This window comes from Paenibacillus polymyxa (genome assembly GCF_001719045.1).
GTDB lineage: Bacteria > Bacillota > Bacilli > Paenibacillales > Paenibacillaceae > Paenibacillus > Paenibacillus polymyxa_B.
Window position 1 is genome coordinate 957,326 of the sequence record NZ_CP015423.1, and the last position, 20,372, is coordinate 977,697.

The window sequence follows — 20,372 nt, forward strand, 5'->3', positions numbered from 1 at the left end:
ATCCCGTTGCAAAGGCGAACGCTGGCGTTTCTCCAGATTCAAATGAACCGCTTCGCTACTGCCCGCCTGTATATCGACGTCACGCTTTTAAAGCTTGTGAAGATACTACAAAAATTATCGTTCTATAAAAAAACAGCCCGGCCATGCTTGTCATGGCTGTCCTCGGTAGATCATAGGCTGTTACATAAGTATTTTCACCTAGAAGAGGGGGCTATGCCCGTGTTTATACATGTTATACTCCCGTTGTGCGGTGGGCTGTTTATTTTTTTGGGCGGGATGAAGCTGATGGAAGCAGCCCTCCGGCATTTGGCCGGCCCCTTCCTCACCCGCTGGTTGAACCACGCCACAGTTTCCCCTTGGCGGGGCATGCTGTTCAGCTCAGGCATTACCGCCCTGCTGCAAAGCAGCACCGCCGTAACGGTGCTGACGATCGGACTGGTCAACGCCGGGCTATTGACCTACGGCCGCACGCTCGGCATCATTCTCGGCACCAATATCGGCACCTGCCTGACCACCGAGCTGATGGGGCTCCAGCTCGGCAAGCTGGCTGTTCCGCTGCTCTGCGGCTCACTGCTCTGCTGGAGCACTGCCGTCCTGTGGAGTGAAGCTGTCCCCAGCCGCCAGTATGCGTCTGCCGGAGCTTCATCCGGCTCCAATGGGCTCAGCCGTCCGCAGGCTGTACAATATATCAGCCTCGTCTTTGCTGGATTTTCGCTGATTCTGGCGGGTATTCGCGTGATGCAGTCGGTCGGACCCTGGATTGAGCAGGCCGGACTATTCCGTTGGTTTCTTGATCACGCTGCAGCCAACATGTGGTGGGCCTTCGCTGCTGGAGCCTGCCTGACCGCGCTGGTTCACAGTAGCGCAGCCGTCATTGGCATGGCGATTAGCCTTGCCGCTGCGGGAGCCTTGCCAGCCGATGTGGGGATCGCCATCGTCATCGGCTCCAATGTAGGTACCTGCGTAACCGCCCTGATTGCCGCTGTTGGCGGCAGCGTGTCCGGCAAATTTGTAGCCTGGTCCCACGTGCTGCTGAACGTCGGCGGAGCCTTGCTCTTTATGCCGTTGATCCCTGGTCTGGAGATGGCCGCTGCCTGGATATCTACCGAGCCCGGAGCCAAGGTAGCCCATGCCCAAACTCTGTTTAACGTTATTAGCTCTCTGCTGGTCTTGCCTCTCTGCTATCTACCTGTGTGGACGCGTTTAGAGGATCGTATATCTCCCCACAGAATCAAACGTTAATTCCTAGCATGGACAGCGCCTTGCTTAAAATGACATCATTATTGTCATATCCACCCTGGCGCTGGAGACGCCATGCTTCCTCAGGCGTATGCCACGCAACTCCTTTAATTTCTTCGATCTGTGCCTGTAAATCCCCATCCAGTGCCTCTACGAGATAATAATGTACTTCTTTATCTACTTCCCCAAATTCTGGATGCTGATACGTATAAGCAATCATATCTACATGCTGGATAATCCGCCCGTTCAACCCTGTTTCCTCGCGAATTTCACGTAAAGCCGTCTGTTCGATTGTTTCTCCCAACTCCATTTTCCCTTTAGCCAAGGATACCTTGCCATATCGGTCAGTAATGAGCTGAATTTCAAGCTGCTCCCCCTGTTTGCGAAACACAACGCCGCCTGCGGAAATTTCCTTTTTTGCTGCCATCCTGTAATCTCCCTTCCTTGCGCAACAAGGATTCCGTCCTCTCTGTAAGGAAAGGCGAAATCCTTGTTTGCCATCTCTATTGCCTGTTCAGGCTTTTTTTGTTCTTACAGAGCTGTTTGCAGCCCATTCTCTAGTACGCGGACCAATTGGCCTTCACTTTCATTAATGCCTGCCTTCGTCAGCTTCACGCGGCATACCTTGCCAACCAGATCCTCAGTACCTTCAAACGCCAGTTGAATATAATTGTCACTATATCCATGGAGTATGCCGCTATCTTCGGTCCCTTTCGGCGCAACTTCCGGAATGACCTCCAGCACCTGACCTACAAACTTCTCAGCATACGCCAGTTGCATTTGCTCTGACAGCTGTATCAGCTCATGCACTCGTGCATTTTTCACGTCTTCGTCCACCTGATCCTCCATACGCGCCGCAGGGGTTCCACTGCGCTTGGAGTAAGGGAACACGTGCATTTCCGAAAAACCGATTTTTTTCATCAGCTCATAGCCATTGCGGAACATTTCATCCGTCTCCCCAGGGAAGCCGACAATCACGTCCGTTGTAATCGCTACATCTGGCATTGCTTTGCGAATCATAAGCATTTTGTTATAAAACTCTTCTGTCGTGTACTTGCGACGCATCCGTTTCAATACAGTGTCATCCCCCGCCTGAAGCGGTATGTGAAAATGACGAACCAGCTTGGTGGAACGATTCAGCACATCAAGCATTTTTTCATCAATCTGGCTGGCTTCAATCGAACTGATACGGATACGCTCCAGCCCTTCCACCTTCTCCAGATCCCACAGCAGATCAGACAGGTCATAGTTTTCCATGTCGTCACCATAACCGCCAGTGTGGATACCTGTGAGCACAATTTCCTTGTAGCCCGCGTGTACCAATTGACGCGCCTGTGCAATAATGCTGGCGGCGTCACGACTGCGGGATAGACCCCGCGACCACGGAATGATGCAGAAGGTACAGAAGTTATTGCAACCATCCTGAATTTTCAAAAATGCCCGAGTATGATTAGCAAAATCAGGCACATCCATTTCCTCAAATACACGCGTTTTCATAATATTGCGCACGGCGTTCACCGGTTGACGCGTCCCTTGAATTTCCTGCACGAACGGAATGATTTTGTCCCGATCCTGAGTCCCGATAACGAGATCAACGCCAGGAATATCCATAATTTCGGCAGGAGAAGTTTGGGCGTAACAGCCCGTCACTGCCACAATGGCATCTGGATTCCGGCGAATCGCGCGGCGAATAATCTGACGACTCTTTTTATCACCGGTATTCGTAACGGTACATGTATTAATAAGATAGACATCAGCAGTCTGCTCATCAAAGTCCACCTGTTCATAACCTTCATTTTTAAACAGCTGCCAGATCGCTTCTGTATCATAAAAGTTTACCTTACAGCCCAATGTGTAAAATGCCACTGACGGCATATTAAACCCCTCCCATTTCTCCTGTCTCATATAAAATGCATGCCAATGCAGCCATTCCTGCGGTCTCAGCACGTAAAATACGTCTTCCCAGTCCTGTAGACTGGGCTCCAGCCTGTTCGGCCTCCAGACTTTCCGCTTCAGTAAAGCCGCCTTCCGGGCCTACCACCAGCAGAACACGCGGCATGTCCGTCGACGCCCATTGTCCTGCCAAAGGCTGGATTACATCCCGTAGCTGTTTACCCTGCTCTTTTTCATAACAATAACATATCAAATCATACCCAGCAAAAGAAGCCAGAAGTTCTTTCCACGTCATGGGCGCGCTAATTTCTGGAATCCGGTTACGGTGGCTTTGTTCAGCCGCCTCCTTCACAATCTTGCGCCAACGCTCCAGTCGCTTGCCTTCTTTTTTAGCATCATACTGCACGACCGTACGCTCGGACAAAAACGGTACAAACCCGGTTGCTCCGATTTCTGTACATTTTTGCATCACCGTCTCCATCTTGTCTCCTTTAGGAAGACTCTGAGCGATGGTGACCTGCACATGTGGTTCAGAGGTCATCTTCAGCGGCTCAATAATCCTCGCCGTAACATGATCCTGCTCAATCGTATCCAAAGCAACCAGCGCTTCTTTAGATACCCCGTCACTAACTATAATTTTGTCACCACTACGGCCCCGCATGACTTTAGCGATATGCCGCGCGTCCTCACCCGCGACAATCACGTGATCTTCTAGAAATTGCTCTGCCGGAATAAAATAACGCTGCATTCTCTCTCACACCTATTCCTGGATTTTGCAAAATCCTCATTCTAAAAATAACTGTTATCTACTAACGTTCCGTACAAAATCCGAATAAATCACCAAGCAACATCATATCATCTTTTGCGCCTGTATGACCAGTCTGTTCCCTCTTCTATTCAGGTTATACCTACCTATTCTCGTAAAAAAAGGAGCCCTTAGGCTCCAAACAATCCAGTGATATAAAAAGAGAACTGCAAAAACTGTATATAAATCATCTGGGCCAGCGTGTAAAGAGGTTCAATTGTTACAGCTCGAACCTGCGGAATGACCAGGATAAGCAGAAAAATAAAGATCGACCACTGTTCAAATTGCTGAAGTTTACGGCGTACAGGAGTGGGGGCCACATCTTCCACAATCCGGTATCCATCCAGTGGAGGCAGTGGGATCAAATTAAAGATAAACAAAAATAGATTTAAATTGATCAGAGCATTGATAAACAAATAGATTGCTTGAGCTACCCGTTGGTTCTCCATCCCCGGCAATACTTGAAAATGAAGGAGCACGGCATAGATCAAAGTAGTAACAAATGCAAGCAGCAGATTGCTCAGCGGACCCGCAGCCGATACGATAATGCCCATGAGGCGCGGACGGCTAAAATTGTCACGATTAACCGGAACTGGCTTGGCCCAGCCAAAGCCTCCGATCAACAGCAGCAGCGTACCCAGCAGGTCAATATGCACTGCCGGATTTAAAGTCACGCGCCCAAGTAGCTTGGCCGTAGGGTCACCAAATTTATTGGCATAATACGCATGTGCAAACTCATGAACCGTGAACGATATGATCACAGCCAGTAAATAAAAGGGAAGAACATTTAAATTTACACGAAAAATATTTTGTAGAAAATCCATACTTACCTCTTTCTCGCCACAAACGCCAGCCAATCTTCATCCCGGCTTATTTCGGCAATCTCAAAGCCAGCTGCTTTCAAAGCAGTTTCGACAACCTCTTCTTTGTTCTTCCAAATCCCTGAAGCAATATAAATACCACCTGGTTCCAGGGCTTTATATACATCATCAATGAACAGCAGAATAATCTCTGCCAATATATTAGCTACCACCAGCTTGACCGGTAACTGGATACCCAGCGTTGGATCGCTTGCATTAAGCACAGATAGCAAATCACTTTCTTTAATGGTGATGCGTTCCTCCAGTCCGTTCAAACGCGTATTTTCCCGCGCACTGGATACTGCCACCGGGTCCAAATCCAAGGCAAGTACATGCTTCGCTCCCAGCTTTACAGCTCCAATGGCCAAAATACCGGAACCCGTGCCGACATCAATAACTTCTTCTCCACCCTTAATCACAGACTCCAGCGTTCTCAGACAAAGGGATGTCGTAGGATGCGTTCCGGTCCCAAAGGCCATACCAGGGTCCAGCTCAATGATTTTTTCCTCTTCACTCGCAGGCTCATATTCCTCCCAAGTGGGTTTAATCGTCAGACGGTCCGATACACGCAAAGGCTTGAAATATTGCTTCCAAGCATTTGCCCAGTCATCCTCATCAACTGTTTTCAGCTCATACTGAACCTCACCAGGATCAATATCGAAAGTTCTCAATTCTTCGACGCGCGGCTCAATCTGCGAACGAATACTATCCATGTCCACTTCTTCGGCAAAATAGCCTTTGATGATCGCTTGTCCTTCAGGTATGTCGTTCAAAGGCCGATCATACCACTGTCCATAGGACGTATCCCGTGGCTTGTTGAGCGAACCAGATTCTTCAATGGAAACCCCTCCTGCACCTGCTTCGTGCAGAAAATTCGAAATCATTTCGATGGCTTCTTCGGTTGTATGTATTGTAATTTCATTCCACAACATGGTTTTCATTTCCTCCTCATTTCACATGCATACATTACATTGTACTATATACATGCACAGGAGTTCAAAAAAGCTAATATTATCGGTGCTCAAAATATTTTTTGTAGAGCTTGTATTTGTTGCCCTCTCTTTTAGTCCAAGCACCCTTAACTCTAGTACATACAATACAATATACTAGAAAAGGAGTGATTTAGTATGGCAAAGACGGTGTTAGATTATAATGCCAGTGTTATTACACCTATCACTAATGGTATAAATCTTCCTGTTCCGATTTCTCCAGCCGGACTTGGAATTGCTACGACGTCTGTATTTATTGATCCTGCTATTCCTGGAGCTGTCAACAACCGAGTAGAGTTAAAAGCCTCGATTGGACTACGTTTTGTCGGTGCCGGTAACATTAGAGTACTTGTACGGATTTGGAGAGCTGGCAAAGAAATTTATTACGGACTGGAATCCAATGTCTTCGATAACAATATTATTCTTAATGTCGAAACGGTAGACGTTGCACCTCTGGGCGTGCAAAACTACCAACTGATTATTGAAAATCAGACGCCTGCGACGACTGCATTTGTCTCCGGTCCTCTTGTTTTTAGTGCAACAGCATATAGCGGATAATGAATAGGAAGAGGAAAGAACACAAATAAGACGGGTTATCCCAAAATCATCATTGTTGATGGGGATAACCCGTTTTATTAAATTCTACTCATTGTCGTTTATGATACGCTGCTGACGACGGTCAGCTACTTCGCTACGCCGGATCGCTTCTAGATCCTCAGCATCTGCCTGATCTGCCGAGAACTCAACATCTTCATTTTTAGCAGATTGCATGCGTTTGATTTTTTCGGTTTTGGTCAGCACTTTATCAAACCGTTTGTTTTTGGACATCGGTCACTGCTCCTTCCAAACTTTTCACAGCATTCCACCCGCCTGTTCCACGATGGACATCGCCTGATGATGTATGGATTCATCCACCACAGCGGTCAACAAAATATCGCGGCCTGTCGGTCCGCCCTGTCCTCCATCACTCATGCCACTGGCGGACGGATCAGCCGCAGCCAGTATTGCTGGAGTTGCATCTGTAAAGTCCACGCCCTGTGTCAGTGAGGACAAGCTGCTAATCTGTCCTGAAAATACAGGCAATCCGGCGTTGCCAGTAGACTGCCGCGGATACCGGCTAAATCGGTCTATCGACACATCGGCTACCCGGAGTGCTTCCAGTTTTCTAGCGGCTCCCTGTGCTTCCTCAGGACTTTTGAAATACGCCAAAATATTTTTTTCGCCCATCTCAAAATCTCCCTGTGTAGTATTGAGCGTAACTGCTCTTCAAAAGCATAGAGCGTTACGCTTTGTTATATCCTGCTCATTGGCACGATTTTATATTCCCTACGAAGACTAGACGGATGCAGACGATAATGGAAACAGTGGGCCTAGACAGTGAACTATAGTTTGTGAAGAATATAACTTTTACGGGTGTAAAGTAGCTGCCGGAGCTTCACCTGACTTGGCTACTCCTGTCTCCCATGCAGCACGAATAACAGCATCCCGTACCTTTTGAACCACCTTCGGATTAAAAACATTCGGTATGATATAAGTTTCACTTAGCTCTTCAGGACAGATCGCATCAGCGATGGCAAGTCCGGCAGCTAGCTTCATTTCCTCATTAATCGTCGTAGCATGGCAATCTAGAGCACCCCGAAAAATTCCCGGGAAGCACAGCACATTGTTAATCTGATTTGGAAAATCGGAGCGACCGGTAGCAAGTACACGTACATGAGGTGCGGCTACAGCTGGATCAATTTCCGGATTCGGATTCGCCATGGCGAACACAATAGGATCAGTTGCCATGCTCTGTATATCCTCTACAGTCAGTATATTCGGGCCTGACACACCAATGAATACATCAGCTCCCACAATCACATCGGATAAACTTCCACTTAAATTGTGCGGATTAGTCATGTTCGCATACTCTGTCCAATGCGGGTTACTGTACTCCACGTCACGATGAATAGCTCCCTGTCGATCAACGCCAATCAGATTGCGCACACCTGCCTTAAGCAGCATATGAGAGCAGGCCATACCCGCCGCACCAATCCCTGCAAATACAACTTTGACATCCTCCATTTTTTTGCCACATACCTTTAATGCATTGACCAGACCCGCTAATACAACAACTGCCGTACCATGCTGATCATCATGAAATACTGGAATGTCTAGTTCCTGCTTCAACCGTCTCTCGATTTCAAAACAGCGTGGCGAAGATATATCTTCCAAATTAATGCCGCCAAAGGCAGGAGCAATCATTTTGACAATTTGAACAATTTCATCAGCGTCCTTCGTGTTGAGACAGATTGGGAAGGCGTCGACACCTGCAAATTGTTTGAACAACACTGCTTTACCCTCCATTACAGGCATAGCGGCCTCCGGTCCGATATCTCCTAATCCAAGTACTGCTGTTCCGTCTGAAACGACTGCTACTGTATTCTTTTTGATCGTTAATTGATACGCTTTGGCTGGGTCATTGGCGATTTCCATACAAATTTCAGCTACACCCGGCGTATACACTTTGGATAACCCCTCCATCGTTTCAATTCGCTTCTTTGGTAAGGTCTCCATTTTGCCACCTGCATGTAATTCTCTAATTTCGTCTATTAAACTGCTCATATTTTTCTCCGTCCTTTCATGTCTCTATTTGGATATGAAACTCAGTCCTGTGTATAAAACTCATCAGCTCCAAAATTGGAGTAACAAAGTTGCTAAAATGACCGTGCCTGCCCCGCCAATACGTGTTGCAATTTGTGCAAAAGGCATCAGTTCCATCCGATTGGACGCAGACAGAATGGCTACATCTCCCGTGCCCCCTAATCCACCGCGACAGCTAGTCACCAAAGCAGCTTCTACGGGATACATATGAATCCATTTTCCTGTGAAGTATCCGGTAACAATCAATGCAACTACAACAGATGCGCAGGTAATGGCATAAGGAACCGTTAAAATCCCAACTACACTATCCAAAGGTACATACAAAATACCCAATCCCACCATCAAGGGCCACGTCAGACTTGCCGTTATACATTTGTACAAGTGAAAAGCTCCCTGCTCCAATGTGTTCGGCATGATCTGAATACACTTAATTAATGCCGCCGCTAGAATCATGAGGATCGGACCTGGAATATGGAGATACGGCTCCAGCAGCTTACCCACAATAAAGAAAGTACAGGCCAACAGCAGACCTCCTCCCATCAATGGAAAAGAAATCGATTGTTCCAGACTTGCCGGGGCTAACTTGTCTGCATCTTTATCTAGTTTTAGTAACCTCCCGTTACCCGAAGTTTTTGGATTCTTCTCTGCTAATCTCTTCAGAACACCCGCACCTATGATTGCAACAATGTTCCCGATAATTGCAGCCGGGATAAACTGGGATACGAATACTGCCGAATCCTTGCCCAGCACCAACCCATACGAAATGGACAACGGTAAAATGCCTTCCCCAATCCCACCGGAGATAATTGGAATGATGATGAAAAAAAATGTATGATAGGCGCTATAGCCAAAAGCCATACCCACCACCATCCCCACGCCAACAGCTGCAATAGATCCTATAATAATGGGGGCAAAAATTTTAACAATTCCGTTCATCAGCATTTTGCGATCCATGCCAAGAATACTTCCCGTTACTAGACATGCGATGTAGAAGTAAAGAAAATTCGAGGTTTTCATAAGCGTGTGTACCGCACCCATCGCAGATGGACTAAACATATTCCAAAATACCATTAACGATGGAACCATAAGTGATAAAATGGCCGGCCCGCCAATATGCTTAAGCAACGGAAGTTTGGCCCCTAGATCACTGAGCAGTATACCTAAAATCATGATGACGGCAAACCCGCCCAACAGATCGTTTGGAAGTCTTTCAGTAACTGCAGCTGCATAAACAATCAGCGCGATCACGGCATAGAGTGGAAGAGGAATAACCCCCAACTTTACCCTACCCAGCATTCTGATGCCATCTACAAAATTTTTACTCCATCTTTGCCCCTTTTGAATGACAGGCTGATTCGTAGCATTTTCCATAAATCTCCCTCCATAAAGTGAAGAATGATGATCATGTTTCCATTCTACACCTTGGAAAACGCTTTATTTGGTTTTATAACTAATCATTCACTTTTGTAATTAAAGTAATCAGAAAGAAGATTTAAATAAAACTGTTCATGATGCCTTCTGCCTGTGGCAATATTCGGTATTGGTAAACAGGGCGTCCTATGGTACCGTATATGGTTTCCATGGAAAGAGCCTCAATCTCTGTCATAAAAGCCAGGTACTTGCGCATAGACACCCTGGATATCCCTGCGCTCTCCGCAATATCCTCGGTGGAAAATAGCACCTTATTATGCCGCTGGATACAATTCCATATCATAGCCAGCGTGGATTTAGTTATGCCTTTGGGCAACCGTGCCAAGTCTTTAGTCAAGCTTTTATGATAAATCAGTCGGTCCAGTTCCTCCTGAGAAAGTAGACTGTGCTCACGCACGATGCTAATGTGCTCTCGGTACCCCGTGAGGGCCTCCAAAAAACGGTTAAAGTGAAACGGCTTAATCAAGTAATCCACCGCGCCGAAGTTCATCGCTTTTTTGACACTGTTCATGTCACTTGCAGCCGAGATGACAATGACATCTATATTTACACCTGTCTCCCGTATGAATGACAGTAAATCGAGGCCATTGCTTTCCTGCATATACACATCTAGCAGTATCAGATCAATGGCCTGTTCAGCTATATATTTCTTCGCCTCTTCTACAGAAGAAGCCCAGCCCCCACATCGAAAACCTTCCACCTGCTCCATATATTTGCGGTTAAATTCCGCAACCATCGGATCATCTTCTACAATCAGGACATTAATCATGTTCATCATTCCCCGCTATAATGTATGGAATCGTAATCTGAAAACAGCACCCTTGCTCGGCTGGGATCAACTTTATACTTCCCTGTAATCTCTTCACGCTTTGCGTCACCAGATAAAGGCCCATTCCTCGTGACTCTCCCTTGGTCGAAAAACCTTTTTCAAATATAGCCTTTACAAGCCCTTCCGGTATACCCGGACCATTATCGCACATGATACAGGTCAGATAACCGTTCTTCTGACTTTCCTCATAATAAAGTGAAAGGGTAATCCGCTTGTGCTCCAAAGATTCCATCGCCTCCACCGCATTATCAAACAGATTGCCAAGAATAGTAATCAGTTCATGCGTCGTTTGAGTTTGACTGGATTCGGGCAAGTAACTACCTGGAGTCAGTTCAAAATTCGCCCCTACTTCTCTGGCCCGGCTTAATTTCCCCAACACAAACCCTGCCATAACTGGGTCCCTGATCTGCCGGGTGATGGAGCCAATCTCCACTTGATGATGCTCGACGGCATCCATAATGTAATGCTCCAGTTTATCATACATTCGTAAGTGTACCATCCCCATAATGACATGCAGCTTGTTCATAAATTCATGAGCCTGCGCACGTAGTGCTTCTGTGTACAGGGACACTCCTGTCAAACGTTCCGCAAGCTGGTTCATCTCCGTTTTATCCCGAAAGGTTACAATTGCCCCCACAATTTCCCCCTTGACCCGTATCGGAACACTGGTGGTCAGCAAAGTTATTCCACCCAGCTCCATTTCCTCATCCATTTGTGGAGTACTCGCTTCCAAGACCTCTTGCAATCGAAAAGCGGATAGATAAACGGTAATCTCCTGTCCGGAGAATGAGAAATCTTCAATCCCCGCTTGTCTAAGCAGACGTATCGCTTCTGCATTCATCAGCATGACGCAACCGAATTCATCTACCGCAATAACTCCTTCCTTGATAGATTGCAACATAGCGCTGCGTTCCTCCAGCAAGCGTGCGATTTCCGGCGGTTCGAGACCGACTAGCATATTTTTGATTTTACGAGCCAGCACAACCGCACCTCCAGTGCCAATCAACATTCCAGTGCCAATGGCTATCGCAATAAGTCGGTTGTTGCCTTCCTGAGCCATCTGTACATCTTGCATGGATATACCAACAACAATCGCCCCTACCTGCTTCCCCGTTAAACTGAACACGGGGGAAAAGGCTCGCATGGACAAGCCCAATGTTCCCTTCGCAACGGACACGCTCTCATGGCCATGAAGTGCAGTAGACTCGTCTCCGCCTACAAAAGCTTTGCCGATCATCCTAGCATCCGGGTGCGTTTTACGAATTCCCTTCATATCCATTGCCACGATAAACTGGATGTGATTTGCTGCTGAAACCCTCTTCACATACTCCTGCATGGAAGGAGACGAACCTGTCCCTTGCAATTGCTCGACAATAAGCGGCGTATGGGCGAGTGTACGCGCGATGGACATTGCCTTTTCTTCCAGTCCCTTCTCAGTTTCATGTTCCACTCTCTCAGCAAATAACAGGGTTACAGGCAGAAGCACAAGTGCCATAACTAGACATACTAGCAGTGTAATTAGGCCTCTGAGCTTTAATAGCGGTTTACCCCGACGCAGCTTGAGCTGTACATTTCCGATGGAACTCACCCCTTTCTACTTGATATTAAGTCTTCAACAGTTCAACATGCCTATACAAAAATGGTTATGTATGTGTTTACGTGAATATAAAAAAAGGAACTATCCCGCAATTGCGGAATAGTTCCTTTGATTCATGGTTGAAGCTCCGCGATTCCTAATTGGGCTTAGTCGCCTCGGAAGGCGCGCTTCACACGGTCAAAAAAAGACTGCTCATTCTCATGTGTCTGCTCTCCGCTAAGCGAAGAGAACTGACGCAGCAAATCCTTTTGTTCCTCACTCAGTTTACTAGGCGTTACCACAACGACCTTAATATGCTGGTCACCCTGACCTACGCCGCGCAGTTTTGGCACACCTTTTCCTTTAAGACGGAAGTAAGTACCTGTTTGTGTACCTGCTGGAACTTTCAGCTTCACTTTCTCGGTCAACGTTGGGATCTCGACTTCATCTCCCAATGCTGCCTGTGAGAACGTCAGCGGAATTTCACAGTAGATATCGTCTCCCTCACGCTCAAAGAAGTCGTGCGATTTCACGCGGAACACGACGTACAAGTCACCTGCCGGTCCTCCGTTGACACCGCCTTCGCCTTCACCGTTAATACGCATTTGTGCGCCGTCATCCACACCCGCTGGAATACGGATATGAATTTTACGTTGCTTGCGTACCCGACCCGAACCGCTACAAGTCGTACATTTTTCTTTAATGATTTTACCGGAACCGCTGCAATTGGAGCAGGCGCGTCGATTAACCATACGACCAAACGGTGTATTCTGCACCACTTCTTCCTGTCCGCTACCGTGGCAGACGGAGCAGGTTTGTGGTTGAGTACCCGCTTTGGCTCCCGTACCGTGACACGTATCACATGTTTCCGTACGTTCAATATGAATGTCGGTTTCTTTACCGAACACCGCTTCCTTGAATTCAATCGTCATCGTATATTGAAGATCGTTCCCACGCTGCGGTGCATTCGGATCGCGTCGACCGTTGCCGCCGCCACCAAAGAACATATCAAAAATATCGCCAAACCCGCCACCGAAGTCGGCACCACCACCAAAGCCGCCTCCCATGCCCTGGTTCGGGTCTACATGACCATACTGGTCGTATCTTGCCCGCTTCTGACCATCGCTGAGAACATCGTAAGCTTCTTTCACTTCTTTAAATTTAGTTTCCGCGTCCGCAGCCTTGTTCACGTCCGGATGATACTGACGCGCAAGCTTACGGTAAGCCTTTTTGACTTCTTCATCCGAAGCGCCCTTCGCGACGCCCAGCACCTCATAATAATCACGCTTATCAGCCAATGTTCCACCCCCATGCCTACACGTGTCTGCACTACATATAAAAGGAAAGCCAAAGGCACGGGATGACCCGGCTTTGACCTTCCCATCATTTCAAGGCAGTACAACCCGTAATATGCTTATTTATCTTGGAAATAACTGTTACCCTTCGGCTAATTGTTATTTATCAAGGCAGCTACGCTGCAATTACTATTCAGTATATCATAACGCATCGGTGTACCGTAAAGTACCACTACCCGATCCGTAGCTTAGTCTTTCTTCTGGTCTTCGTCAACAACTTCATAGTCCGCGTCAACCACATTGTCGCGGCCTTTGCTGTCTGCTGCGCCATCTTGAGCTTGTTGAGCCTGTGCTTCTTGAGCAGCTTGCTCATACAGCTTCACAGACAATTGCTGAACGATTTCAGTCAGTTCTTCAGTAGCTTTTTTAATGTCTTCCAGGTTGTCGGTTTCCAGCGTTTTTTGCAGATTTTCTTTAGCTGCATTTGCTTTTTCGACTTCGCCTGCATCCGCTTTTTCGCCCAGATCTTTAATCGTTTTGTCTACGGAGTAGATCAGTTGATCCGCTGCGTTTTTCGCTTCTACCAAATCTTTGCGTTTTTTATCTTCTTCCGCATGCAACTCGGCATCCTTCATCATACGTTCTACTTCTTCGTCACTCAAGCCGCTCGAAGATGTGATTGTAATTTTTTGGCTTTTACCTGTGCCTTTATCTGTAGCGGATACGTTCACGATACCGTTCGCATCCAGATCAAAGGTAACTTCGATTTGTGGTACACCACGTGGTGCTGGTGGGATATCTCCCAATTGGAAACGACCCAACGTTTTGTTGCCTGCTGCCATTTCACGTTCACCTTGCAACACGTGAATTTCTACGCTAGGCTGATTGTCGGCATACGTCGAGAACACCTGCGATTTGCTCGTAGGGATCGTCGTGTTACGATCAATCATTTTAGTAAATACGCCACCTGCGGTTTCAATACCGAGGGACAGTGGAGTTACGTCAAGGAGAACGACGTCTTTCACATCACCAGTCAGTACGCCCGCTTGAACTGCCGCGCCCAAAGCTACCACTTCATCAGGGTTTACGCCTTTGTGAGGCTCTTTACCTGTCAGCTTTTTGATTGCTTCTTGAACAGCCGGAATACGTGTGGAACCGCCGACCAGAACGATTTTGTCGATGTCGCTGGCACTCATGCCTGCATCTTTCATCGCTTGACGAGTAGGTCCCAAAGTACGTTCTACCAGACCTTCAGACAATTCTTCAAATTTCGCACGAGTCAGGTTCAACTCCAAATGCTGTGGAACGCCATCAGCTACTGTGATAAACGGCAAAGAAATTGTCGTTGTCAGTACGCCAGACAGTTCTTTTTTCGCTTTTTCCGCTGCATCTTTCAGACGTTGTACAGCAGCTTTATCTTTGCTCAGGTCAATGCCTTGATCTTTTTTGAACTCATTTACGAGGTAATCAATAATCACTTGGTCAAAGTCATCGCCACCCAGCTTGTTATCGCCGCTTGTTGCTTTAACTTCGAAGAAACCGTCGCCCAGTTCCAGAATGGATACGTCGAATGTACCACCACCCAGGTCATACACGAGGATCGTTTGGTCTTCGGATTTTTCCATACCGTATGCCAATGCAGCTGCTGTTGGCTCATTGACAATCCGCAGAACTTCCAGACCGGCAATTTTACCTGCATCCTTGGTTGCTTGACGTTGACCGTCATTGAAGTAAGCTGGAACAGTGATAACAGCTTGAGAAACCGTTTGTCCCAGGTAAGCTTCAGCATCGGATTTCAGCTTTTGCAAAATCATAGCGGAAATTTCCTGTGCGGAATATTCCTTGCCGTCAATGCTTTCTTTATGATTTGTACCCATGTGACGCTTGATGGACATGATTGTACGATCTGGGTTCGTAATTGCTTGGCGTTTTGCCGTTTCCCCTACAGTACGTTCTCCATCTTTTTTGAAACCAACAACGGAAGGGGTTGTGCGTGCGCCTTCCGGATTTGGAATAACGACCGCTTCGCCGCCCTCCATAACAGCCACACAAGAGTTGGTTGTACCTAAGTCAATACCGATTACTTTGCTCATCGGACAATTCCTCCTTCTGTATATACGAGGCCCGCAGGCCAGAATGGTTGAATCAAATTGATGTATTTCTAATGTATATTGAAAAAGCTACATGCTCACTTTTACCATCGCTGGACGAAGCACCTTGTCCTTCAGCATGTATCCTTTTTGTACCTCTTCAACGACGATGCCTTCCTCATGCTCTTCGCTCTCTACCTGCATAATAGCCTGATGGAAATCAGGATTAAACGGTTGTCCCACTGAATTCATGGCCGTTACTCCCTCTGCCTGAAGCACACTCTCAAACTGGCGGAAAATCATTTCCACGCCTTTGCTGAATGACTCAGACTCCGCTCCTTGCGGTGCTGTTGCCAGCGCACGCTCGAAGTTATCCAAAACAGGCACCAACTCGGTAACCAGCTTCATAGATGCATATTTGGCAAGGTCTTCTTTTTCTTTCAGCGTACGACGGCGAAAATTATCAAAATCCGCCTGAGCGCGTAAAAACCGTTGCTGATGCTCTTCCGCCTGAGCGCGAAGCTTAGTCAGCTCTGTTTCGCTTTCTTGGTCTTCCAGTGCTGCCGCTTCATTAACTGGCTCTTCCTGCTGGCTCGTTTCGGCGGCTTCCTCTGTGCTTACATTTTGTTGTTTTTCTTCTTGGAACGCTTGTTCTTCCTTCAAAATGTTTCACCTCCTTCAAGTCATAACTACCTTTACAAAAACACGCGACAATGCACCCGCGCAGGATACAAACCGTATCCCGGCGCGGAACATGTAGTACCGCAACCTATGCGGTCTTGTTCTATTTAAACCGCTGCGTTAGCATTGCGGTCAAATCCTTAGACAGGATACCCAAAATATTAATAACTCTCGCATATTCCATCCGTGTTGGACCCAGTATGCCTATAGTGCCCAACGCTTCTCCGTCTACTGCATACGTGGCAGTAATTAGGCTACAATTGGCAAACGCCTCATGATCATTTTCAGTGCCGATGCGGACTTGAATTTCAGGTGCTCCGGCAACAGGTGTCATTAGTTTAAGTAGCGTTGGTGTTTCCTCCAGCAGATCGAGAATATGTTTAACCTTTTCTACATCTTTAAATTCAGGTTGATTGAGCATGTTCGTCGCACCGCTCAAATACAAGCGCTGATCCGATTCATTATCCAGTGCTTTATCCAGCACCTTCATAGCGTCCTCAAAATGAGACACATGCTTCTCCATCTCCTGACCAAGTGCGGTGTATAGGCGTGATTTAAGCTGATAAATCGGCACACCGACCAGCTTGCTGTTCAGTAAATTCACAACCTTCTCCATCTCGGAAATTGAAATTCCCGGTGGAATATCTACCGTTTTATTCTCCACCTGACCGGTATTGGTCACGATTATCGCCACAGCCGTCGTTTCGTTGAGCGGCAGCAACTGAAAATGACGCAATGAAGTATGAAAAACCTCCGGCCCAAGCAGGATGGAAGTATAATTGGTCATATGGGACAAAATGCCTGACGCATGCTGGATCACTTGCTCCATTACATTCAGCTTTTCGGCGTAAAAGGCTTTCAGTTCCCGCATTTCCATAGGCTTCAGTGTATTCAGTGGCACCAGATGGTCCACATAATAACGGTAGCCTTTATGAGACGGGATGCGTCCCGCAGAAGTATGGGGTTGCTCCAGATAGCCCTGTTCCTCCAAATCCGACATTTCATTACGGATCGTGGCCGGGCTGAATCCGACATCCTGCCTTTTGGATATGCTGCGGGAACCCACTGGCTCAGCCGAACGAATGTAGTCATCAATAATCGCATTCAGAATGAGTCTCTGACGTTCGGTTAACAAGCGAATCCCCCCTTGTTGTTTATCCATAATAGCATGATTGTTAAATGGAATCATTAGCACTCGTTCGCGATGAGTGCTAACCGATAATACAAAAATACCAAACCGACCTGATCATTGTCAAGTCAGATCAGTATTTTCAATAAACAAGATTTATCACAACAGTTTAGTTTACTGGAATGAATCCAGAACGTTTACGATTTTTCACGAAAAATCTCAATATACAGCGTATAAAAACCGTAATTGTGTATAGTGACACAGAAAATAGAAAAATTCGAGACTATGTCTCCATACCATTATAGCTTCTTTGTCCTTGAGGAGGAATTAAATTTGAGAACTAATCGCCGCAATCTTTTATACGCATCGATCGCACTTTTACCTACAATTTGTATGTTTCAAATTTTAATCGAGTTGTTTCCGTATACAGGACTAGGAAGAATAGTTGCTTTGCCATTGGTATTCATCCTGAATGCAGCCCTTATTATTTCAGTCATCCATTTAATTCGTAAATTAAGCCCCCTGTGTTGTGCCTTAATCTTGGTTCCTACGATACTTTTAAGCATATGGAATACCATTTTGTTTTACCCTCAAGAATTCAGCCCAAGTATTCCCAAGCAAATAAAATACAGTATATCGGCAATACAACATTACGATGATTTAACACTAGCCGATTGGGAAGGATATACATATAGTCCAAGCAGAAGCGGAGAGTCCGAAAGATATGTTGTCGCCTTGTATAAATATAAACACCGAGTTCCATTAGACGGCACTGCATACTTTTATAATGATACTGATTATCATAAGGACCATCCCATAAGAAGCCTGAATGGAATACCTTCCGAACTGGAGCCTCATCATCAATTCATTTGGTGGTTGCTCAAAACATATGAGAAATGAATCAGGATTAAACAATGTAGGCTGTATAATATAAGCATGATTAGGTCCTGAGGAAAAAAGAACTGACCTCATTATTGACAGGTCAGTTCAGTACTTTCAACACTGCGATTTCATCACAATTGTTTTGTTTACTACAGTGTATGCAGTCGGTCCATACCTTTTCAGGGAAAATCTCTTTGCTTACTACATCAAAACCGTTTTTTATAAAAAAGGAGACCTCGTAGGTCAATGCCATAATTTTAGGAATACGTTGCCGCCGTGCTTCTATAATAAGGCCCTCCACGAGCTTAGAGCCAATCCCCATACCTTTGTGTCCCTCAGAGATGCCAAGGGAGCGAATCTCTACCAGATCAGCGCCCAATTTGCATAAAGAACCACAACCAACAACTTCGCCGTCCACCTCTGCAACAATAAACAGCTCCAGTTGGCGCGTAAGCACTTCCCTCGAACGTGGCAGCATAATCCCCCGCTCTGCATAGCCGCTAATCATTTGATATAAAGGCTCCACATCCTCAGGAACCGCACTTCTGCACAATACATCTTTACACACTGAAGCCATCTTGCTCTCCTCCTGCCGCTTGCCGCATATAATGAATAAATATACAACATAACGCATAGAATCGCAATACTCCATTTACCCTGCTGTGACAGAATGGTGTTATAAAATGATCGTCCCAGCTTATAAAGTTGAAACGTACTGTACTGAAGCCTACGACTTATGAATTTACCGTGATAGAACCGATGAACTCTGCAAATACATCATTTCCGAATAAAATGCCGCGTTCACTCAAACGATAACCGTCCTCAATGGATTCGATTAACCCGGCATTGAGCATTTTTCCGAGAGGAGCAGTAAATGTATCCTCCAACGCCTGACCGAATTGAGCTTCAAAGCGGGACTTAGAAACGCCCTCTAGCATTCTCAAACCGACCATAAGAAAATCCTCCATAGCTTCCGCCGCTGGCACCTCAAAGCTATCCAGACGTGGCAAACCATTACGACTAGCCTCCACATAAGGGTTAATACCCTTAATGTTCATATGACGCTCTCTGCCAACATATCCATGTGCCCCTGCGCCGAGACCGTAATAGTCTTCATTTCGCCAATAGGTCATGTTGTGCTTGCTCCCCAAACCTGGTTTTGCGAAATTGCTAATCTCATACTGCTCATAACCCGCTTCTTTCATGCGACGCATGAGAAGTAAATACATTTCCAGTTCATCATCCTCGTGTGGAAGCGGTAGCTGATTTTTCTGATACAGCGTGTGGAAGAGCGTGTTTTCTTCAACCTTCAAGCTGTAGATAGAGTAATGAGGAAGCTCCAGCTCTAGTGCTCTACTCACGCTTTCATGCAGCATGTCCACCGTTTGATTCGGCAAACCAAACATCAGGTCAATCGACAGGTTGTCCAAGCCGACCTTACGGGCGTTTTCCAAACTACGATATACGTCATCTGTACTGTGAATACGACCTATGCCTGTGAGTAGCTCATTCTGAAAAGCCTGTACACCAAAGCTCAGTCGATTGACGCCGCCTTCTTTCATCACAGAGAGTTTTTCAAAATCAGTGGTGCCTGGATTGGCTTCCATGGAAAACTCAATATCTTCCGCCCAATGTGGGAAATAGGTTCGGACACTCTTCAGAAAATATTCCATTTCCTTCGGGTTTAGGGTTGTTGGTGTTCCACCCCCGACAAAAATGGTTTTAATCTCTCCTGGCGGGTGAAGCTTGACTGTATGTTCCATTTCTCGTTCCAGTGCATACAGATATTCCATAACAGGTTGATCTTTGAGCACATAAGAGTTGAAATCACAGTAAAAGCATTTATTCGTGCAAAAAGGTATATGCAGGTAAACCGCTTGAGGGGCGGATGAATGTTCATGTTTTTGTATGGATGCGGTCATACCGATCCTCCTTGTCAATTCAGGTTGTAGTGATTGAAAAAAATGGCGAAGAGGGGCGAGAACGCTCCGTGGATGGATCATTCTTTCGATCGCTGTTACCCCCGGATT

The 20,372-nt window shown here is 46.5% G+C and carries 20 protein-coding genes; 3 read left to right on the forward strand and 17 right to left on the reverse strand.

The window, feature by feature from the left end:
- Positions 1-219: 219 nt before the first annotated feature.
- On the forward strand, positions 220-1,242 hold the full coding sequence (locus AOU00_RS04270) for a Na/Pi cotransporter family protein (RefSeq protein WP_069290016.1): 1,023 nt from the start codon (positions 220-222) through the stop codon (positions 1,240-1,242).
- On the opposite strand, the gene AOU00_RS04275 is transcribed toward AOU00_RS04270, so the two are convergent.
- The 5 genes from AOU00_RS04275 to prmA form a co-directional block, all read right to left on the reverse strand.
- Complete coding sequence (locus tag AOU00_RS04275) at positions 1,232-1,666, reverse strand: NUDIX hydrolase (protein WP_013311157.1); 435 nt, start codon at positions 1,664-1,666, stop codon at positions 1,232-1,234. The genes AOU00_RS04270 and AOU00_RS04275 overlap by 11 nt on opposite strands.
- Before the next feature lie 104 nt (positions 1,667-1,770).
- Positions 1,771-3,114: a tRNA (N(6)-L-threonylcarbamoyladenosine(37)-C(2))-methylthiotransferase MtaB gene (mtaB, locus tag AOU00_RS04280; protein WP_069290017.1), complete on the reverse strand. Its 1,344-nt coding sequence runs from the start codon at positions 3,112-3,114 to the stop codon at positions 1,771-1,773.
- Between the two features lies 1 nt (position 3,115).
- A complete protein-coding gene (locus tag AOU00_RS04285; protein ID WP_069290018.1) occupies positions 3,116-3,880 on the reverse strand; it encodes a 16S rRNA (uracil(1498)-N(3))-methyltransferase in 765 nt (254 codons plus the stop codon).
- 188 nt (positions 3,881-4,068) lie between these two features.
- Entirely contained in the window at positions 4,069-4,761 is a 693-nt protein-coding gene (locus tag AOU00_RS04290; RefSeq protein WP_023989504.1) for a site-2 protease family protein, read from the reverse strand.
- Positions 4,762-4,763: 2 nt separating this feature from the next.
- Positions 4,764-5,729, reverse strand: coding sequence for a 50S ribosomal protein L11 methyltransferase (gene prmA / locus AOU00_RS04295; RefSeq protein WP_069290019.1), 966 nt, complete (start codon positions 5,727-5,729; stop codon positions 4,764-4,766).
- A 195-nt stretch (positions 5,730-5,924) separates the two neighbouring features.
- On the opposite strand from prmA, the gene AOU00_RS04300 reads away from it, so the two are divergent.
- The gene (locus AOU00_RS04300) at positions 5,925-6,344 is read left to right on the forward strand and encodes a hypothetical protein (RefSeq protein ID WP_039272296.1); all 420 of its coding nucleotides are present in this window, start codon (positions 5,925-5,927) and stop codon (positions 6,342-6,344) included.
- 84 nt (positions 6,345-6,428) lie between these two features.
- Here AOU00_RS04300 and AOU00_RS04305 read toward each other — a convergent pair whose 3' ends face one another.
- From AOU00_RS04305 to hrcA, 10 genes are all read right to left on the reverse strand, one after another.
- Entirely contained in the window at positions 6,429-6,614 is a 186-nt protein-coding gene (locus AOU00_RS04305) for a YfhD family protein (RefSeq protein WP_069290020.1), read from the reverse strand.
- A gap of 24 nt (positions 6,615-6,638) precedes the next feature.
- Positions 6,639-7,013 carry a hypothetical protein gene (locus AOU00_RS04310; protein WP_013311164.1) on the reverse strand — a complete coding sequence of 125 codons (375 nt, stop codon included), beginning with the start codon at positions 7,011-7,013 and terminating at the stop codon, positions 6,639-6,641.
- 180 nt (positions 7,014-7,193) lie between these two features.
- On the reverse strand, positions 7,194-8,390 hold the full coding sequence (locus AOU00_RS04315) for an NAD(P)-dependent malic enzyme (protein ID WP_069290021.1): 1,197 nt from the start codon (positions 8,388-8,390) through the stop codon (positions 7,194-7,196).
- A 63-nt stretch (positions 8,391-8,453) separates the two neighbouring features.
- Positions 8,454-9,800: a 2-hydroxycarboxylate transporter family protein gene (locus AOU00_RS04320; protein ID WP_069290022.1), complete on the reverse strand. Its 1,347-nt coding sequence runs from the start codon at positions 9,798-9,800 to the stop codon at positions 8,454-8,456.
- Positions 9,801-9,921: 121 nt separating this feature from the next.
- On the reverse strand, positions 9,922-10,629 hold the full coding sequence (gene dcuR, locus AOU00_RS04325) for a two-component system response regulator DcuR (RefSeq protein ID WP_069290023.1): 708 nt from the start codon (positions 10,627-10,629) through the stop codon (positions 9,922-9,924).
- Positions 10,622-12,277, reverse strand: coding sequence for a DcuS/MalK family sensor histidine kinase (dcuS, locus tag AOU00_RS04330; RefSeq protein WP_081330676.1), 1,656 nt, complete (start codon positions 12,275-12,277; stop codon positions 10,622-10,624). The genes dcuR and dcuS overlap by 8 nt, the downstream gene beginning before the upstream one ends.
- Before the next feature lie 155 nt (positions 12,278-12,432).
- A complete protein-coding gene (dnaJ, locus tag AOU00_RS04335) occupies positions 12,433-13,563 on the reverse strand; it encodes a molecular chaperone DnaJ (RefSeq protein ID WP_069290025.1) in 1,131 nt (376 codons plus the stop codon).
- Between the two features lie 245 nt (positions 13,564-13,808).
- Positions 13,809-15,653, reverse strand: coding sequence for a molecular chaperone DnaK (dnaK, locus tag AOU00_RS04340; RefSeq protein ID WP_013311171.1), 1,845 nt, complete (start codon positions 15,651-15,653; stop codon positions 13,809-13,811).
- 87 nt (positions 15,654-15,740) lie between these two features.
- Positions 15,741-16,313 (reverse strand): nucleotide exchange factor GrpE, encoded by a 573-nt coding sequence (gene grpE / locus AOU00_RS04345; RefSeq protein WP_013311172.1) that lies wholly within the window; start codon positions 16,311-16,313, stop codon positions 15,741-15,743.
- A 121-nt stretch (positions 16,314-16,434) separates the two neighbouring features.
- Positions 16,435-17,466, reverse strand: a complete 1,032-nt coding sequence (hrcA, locus tag AOU00_RS04350) for a heat-inducible transcriptional repressor HrcA (protein WP_013372178.1) — start codon at positions 17,464-17,466, stop codon at positions 16,435-16,437.
- Positions 17,467-17,793: 327 nt separating this feature from the next.
- On the opposite strand from hrcA, the gene AOU00_RS04355 reads away from it, so the two are divergent.
- Positions 17,794-18,360: a hypothetical protein gene (locus tag AOU00_RS04355; RefSeq protein ID WP_237166270.1), complete on the forward strand. Its 567-nt coding sequence runs from the start codon at positions 17,794-17,796 to the stop codon at positions 18,358-18,360.
- A gap of 82 nt (positions 18,361-18,442) precedes the next feature.
- On the opposite strand, the gene AOU00_RS04360 is transcribed toward AOU00_RS04355, so the two are convergent.
- Both AOU00_RS04360 and hemW read right to left on the reverse strand, forming a co-directional pair.
- Positions 18,443-18,919, reverse strand: a complete 477-nt coding sequence (locus tag AOU00_RS04360; RefSeq protein WP_013311174.1) for an N-acetyltransferase — start codon at positions 18,917-18,919, stop codon at positions 18,443-18,445.
- 157 nt (positions 18,920-19,076) lie between these two features.
- Complete coding sequence (hemW, locus tag AOU00_RS04365) at positions 19,077-20,264, reverse strand: radical SAM family heme chaperone HemW (protein ID WP_039272303.1); 1,188 nt, start codon at positions 20,262-20,264, stop codon at positions 19,077-19,079.
- Positions 20,265-20,372 lie beyond the last annotated feature (108 nt).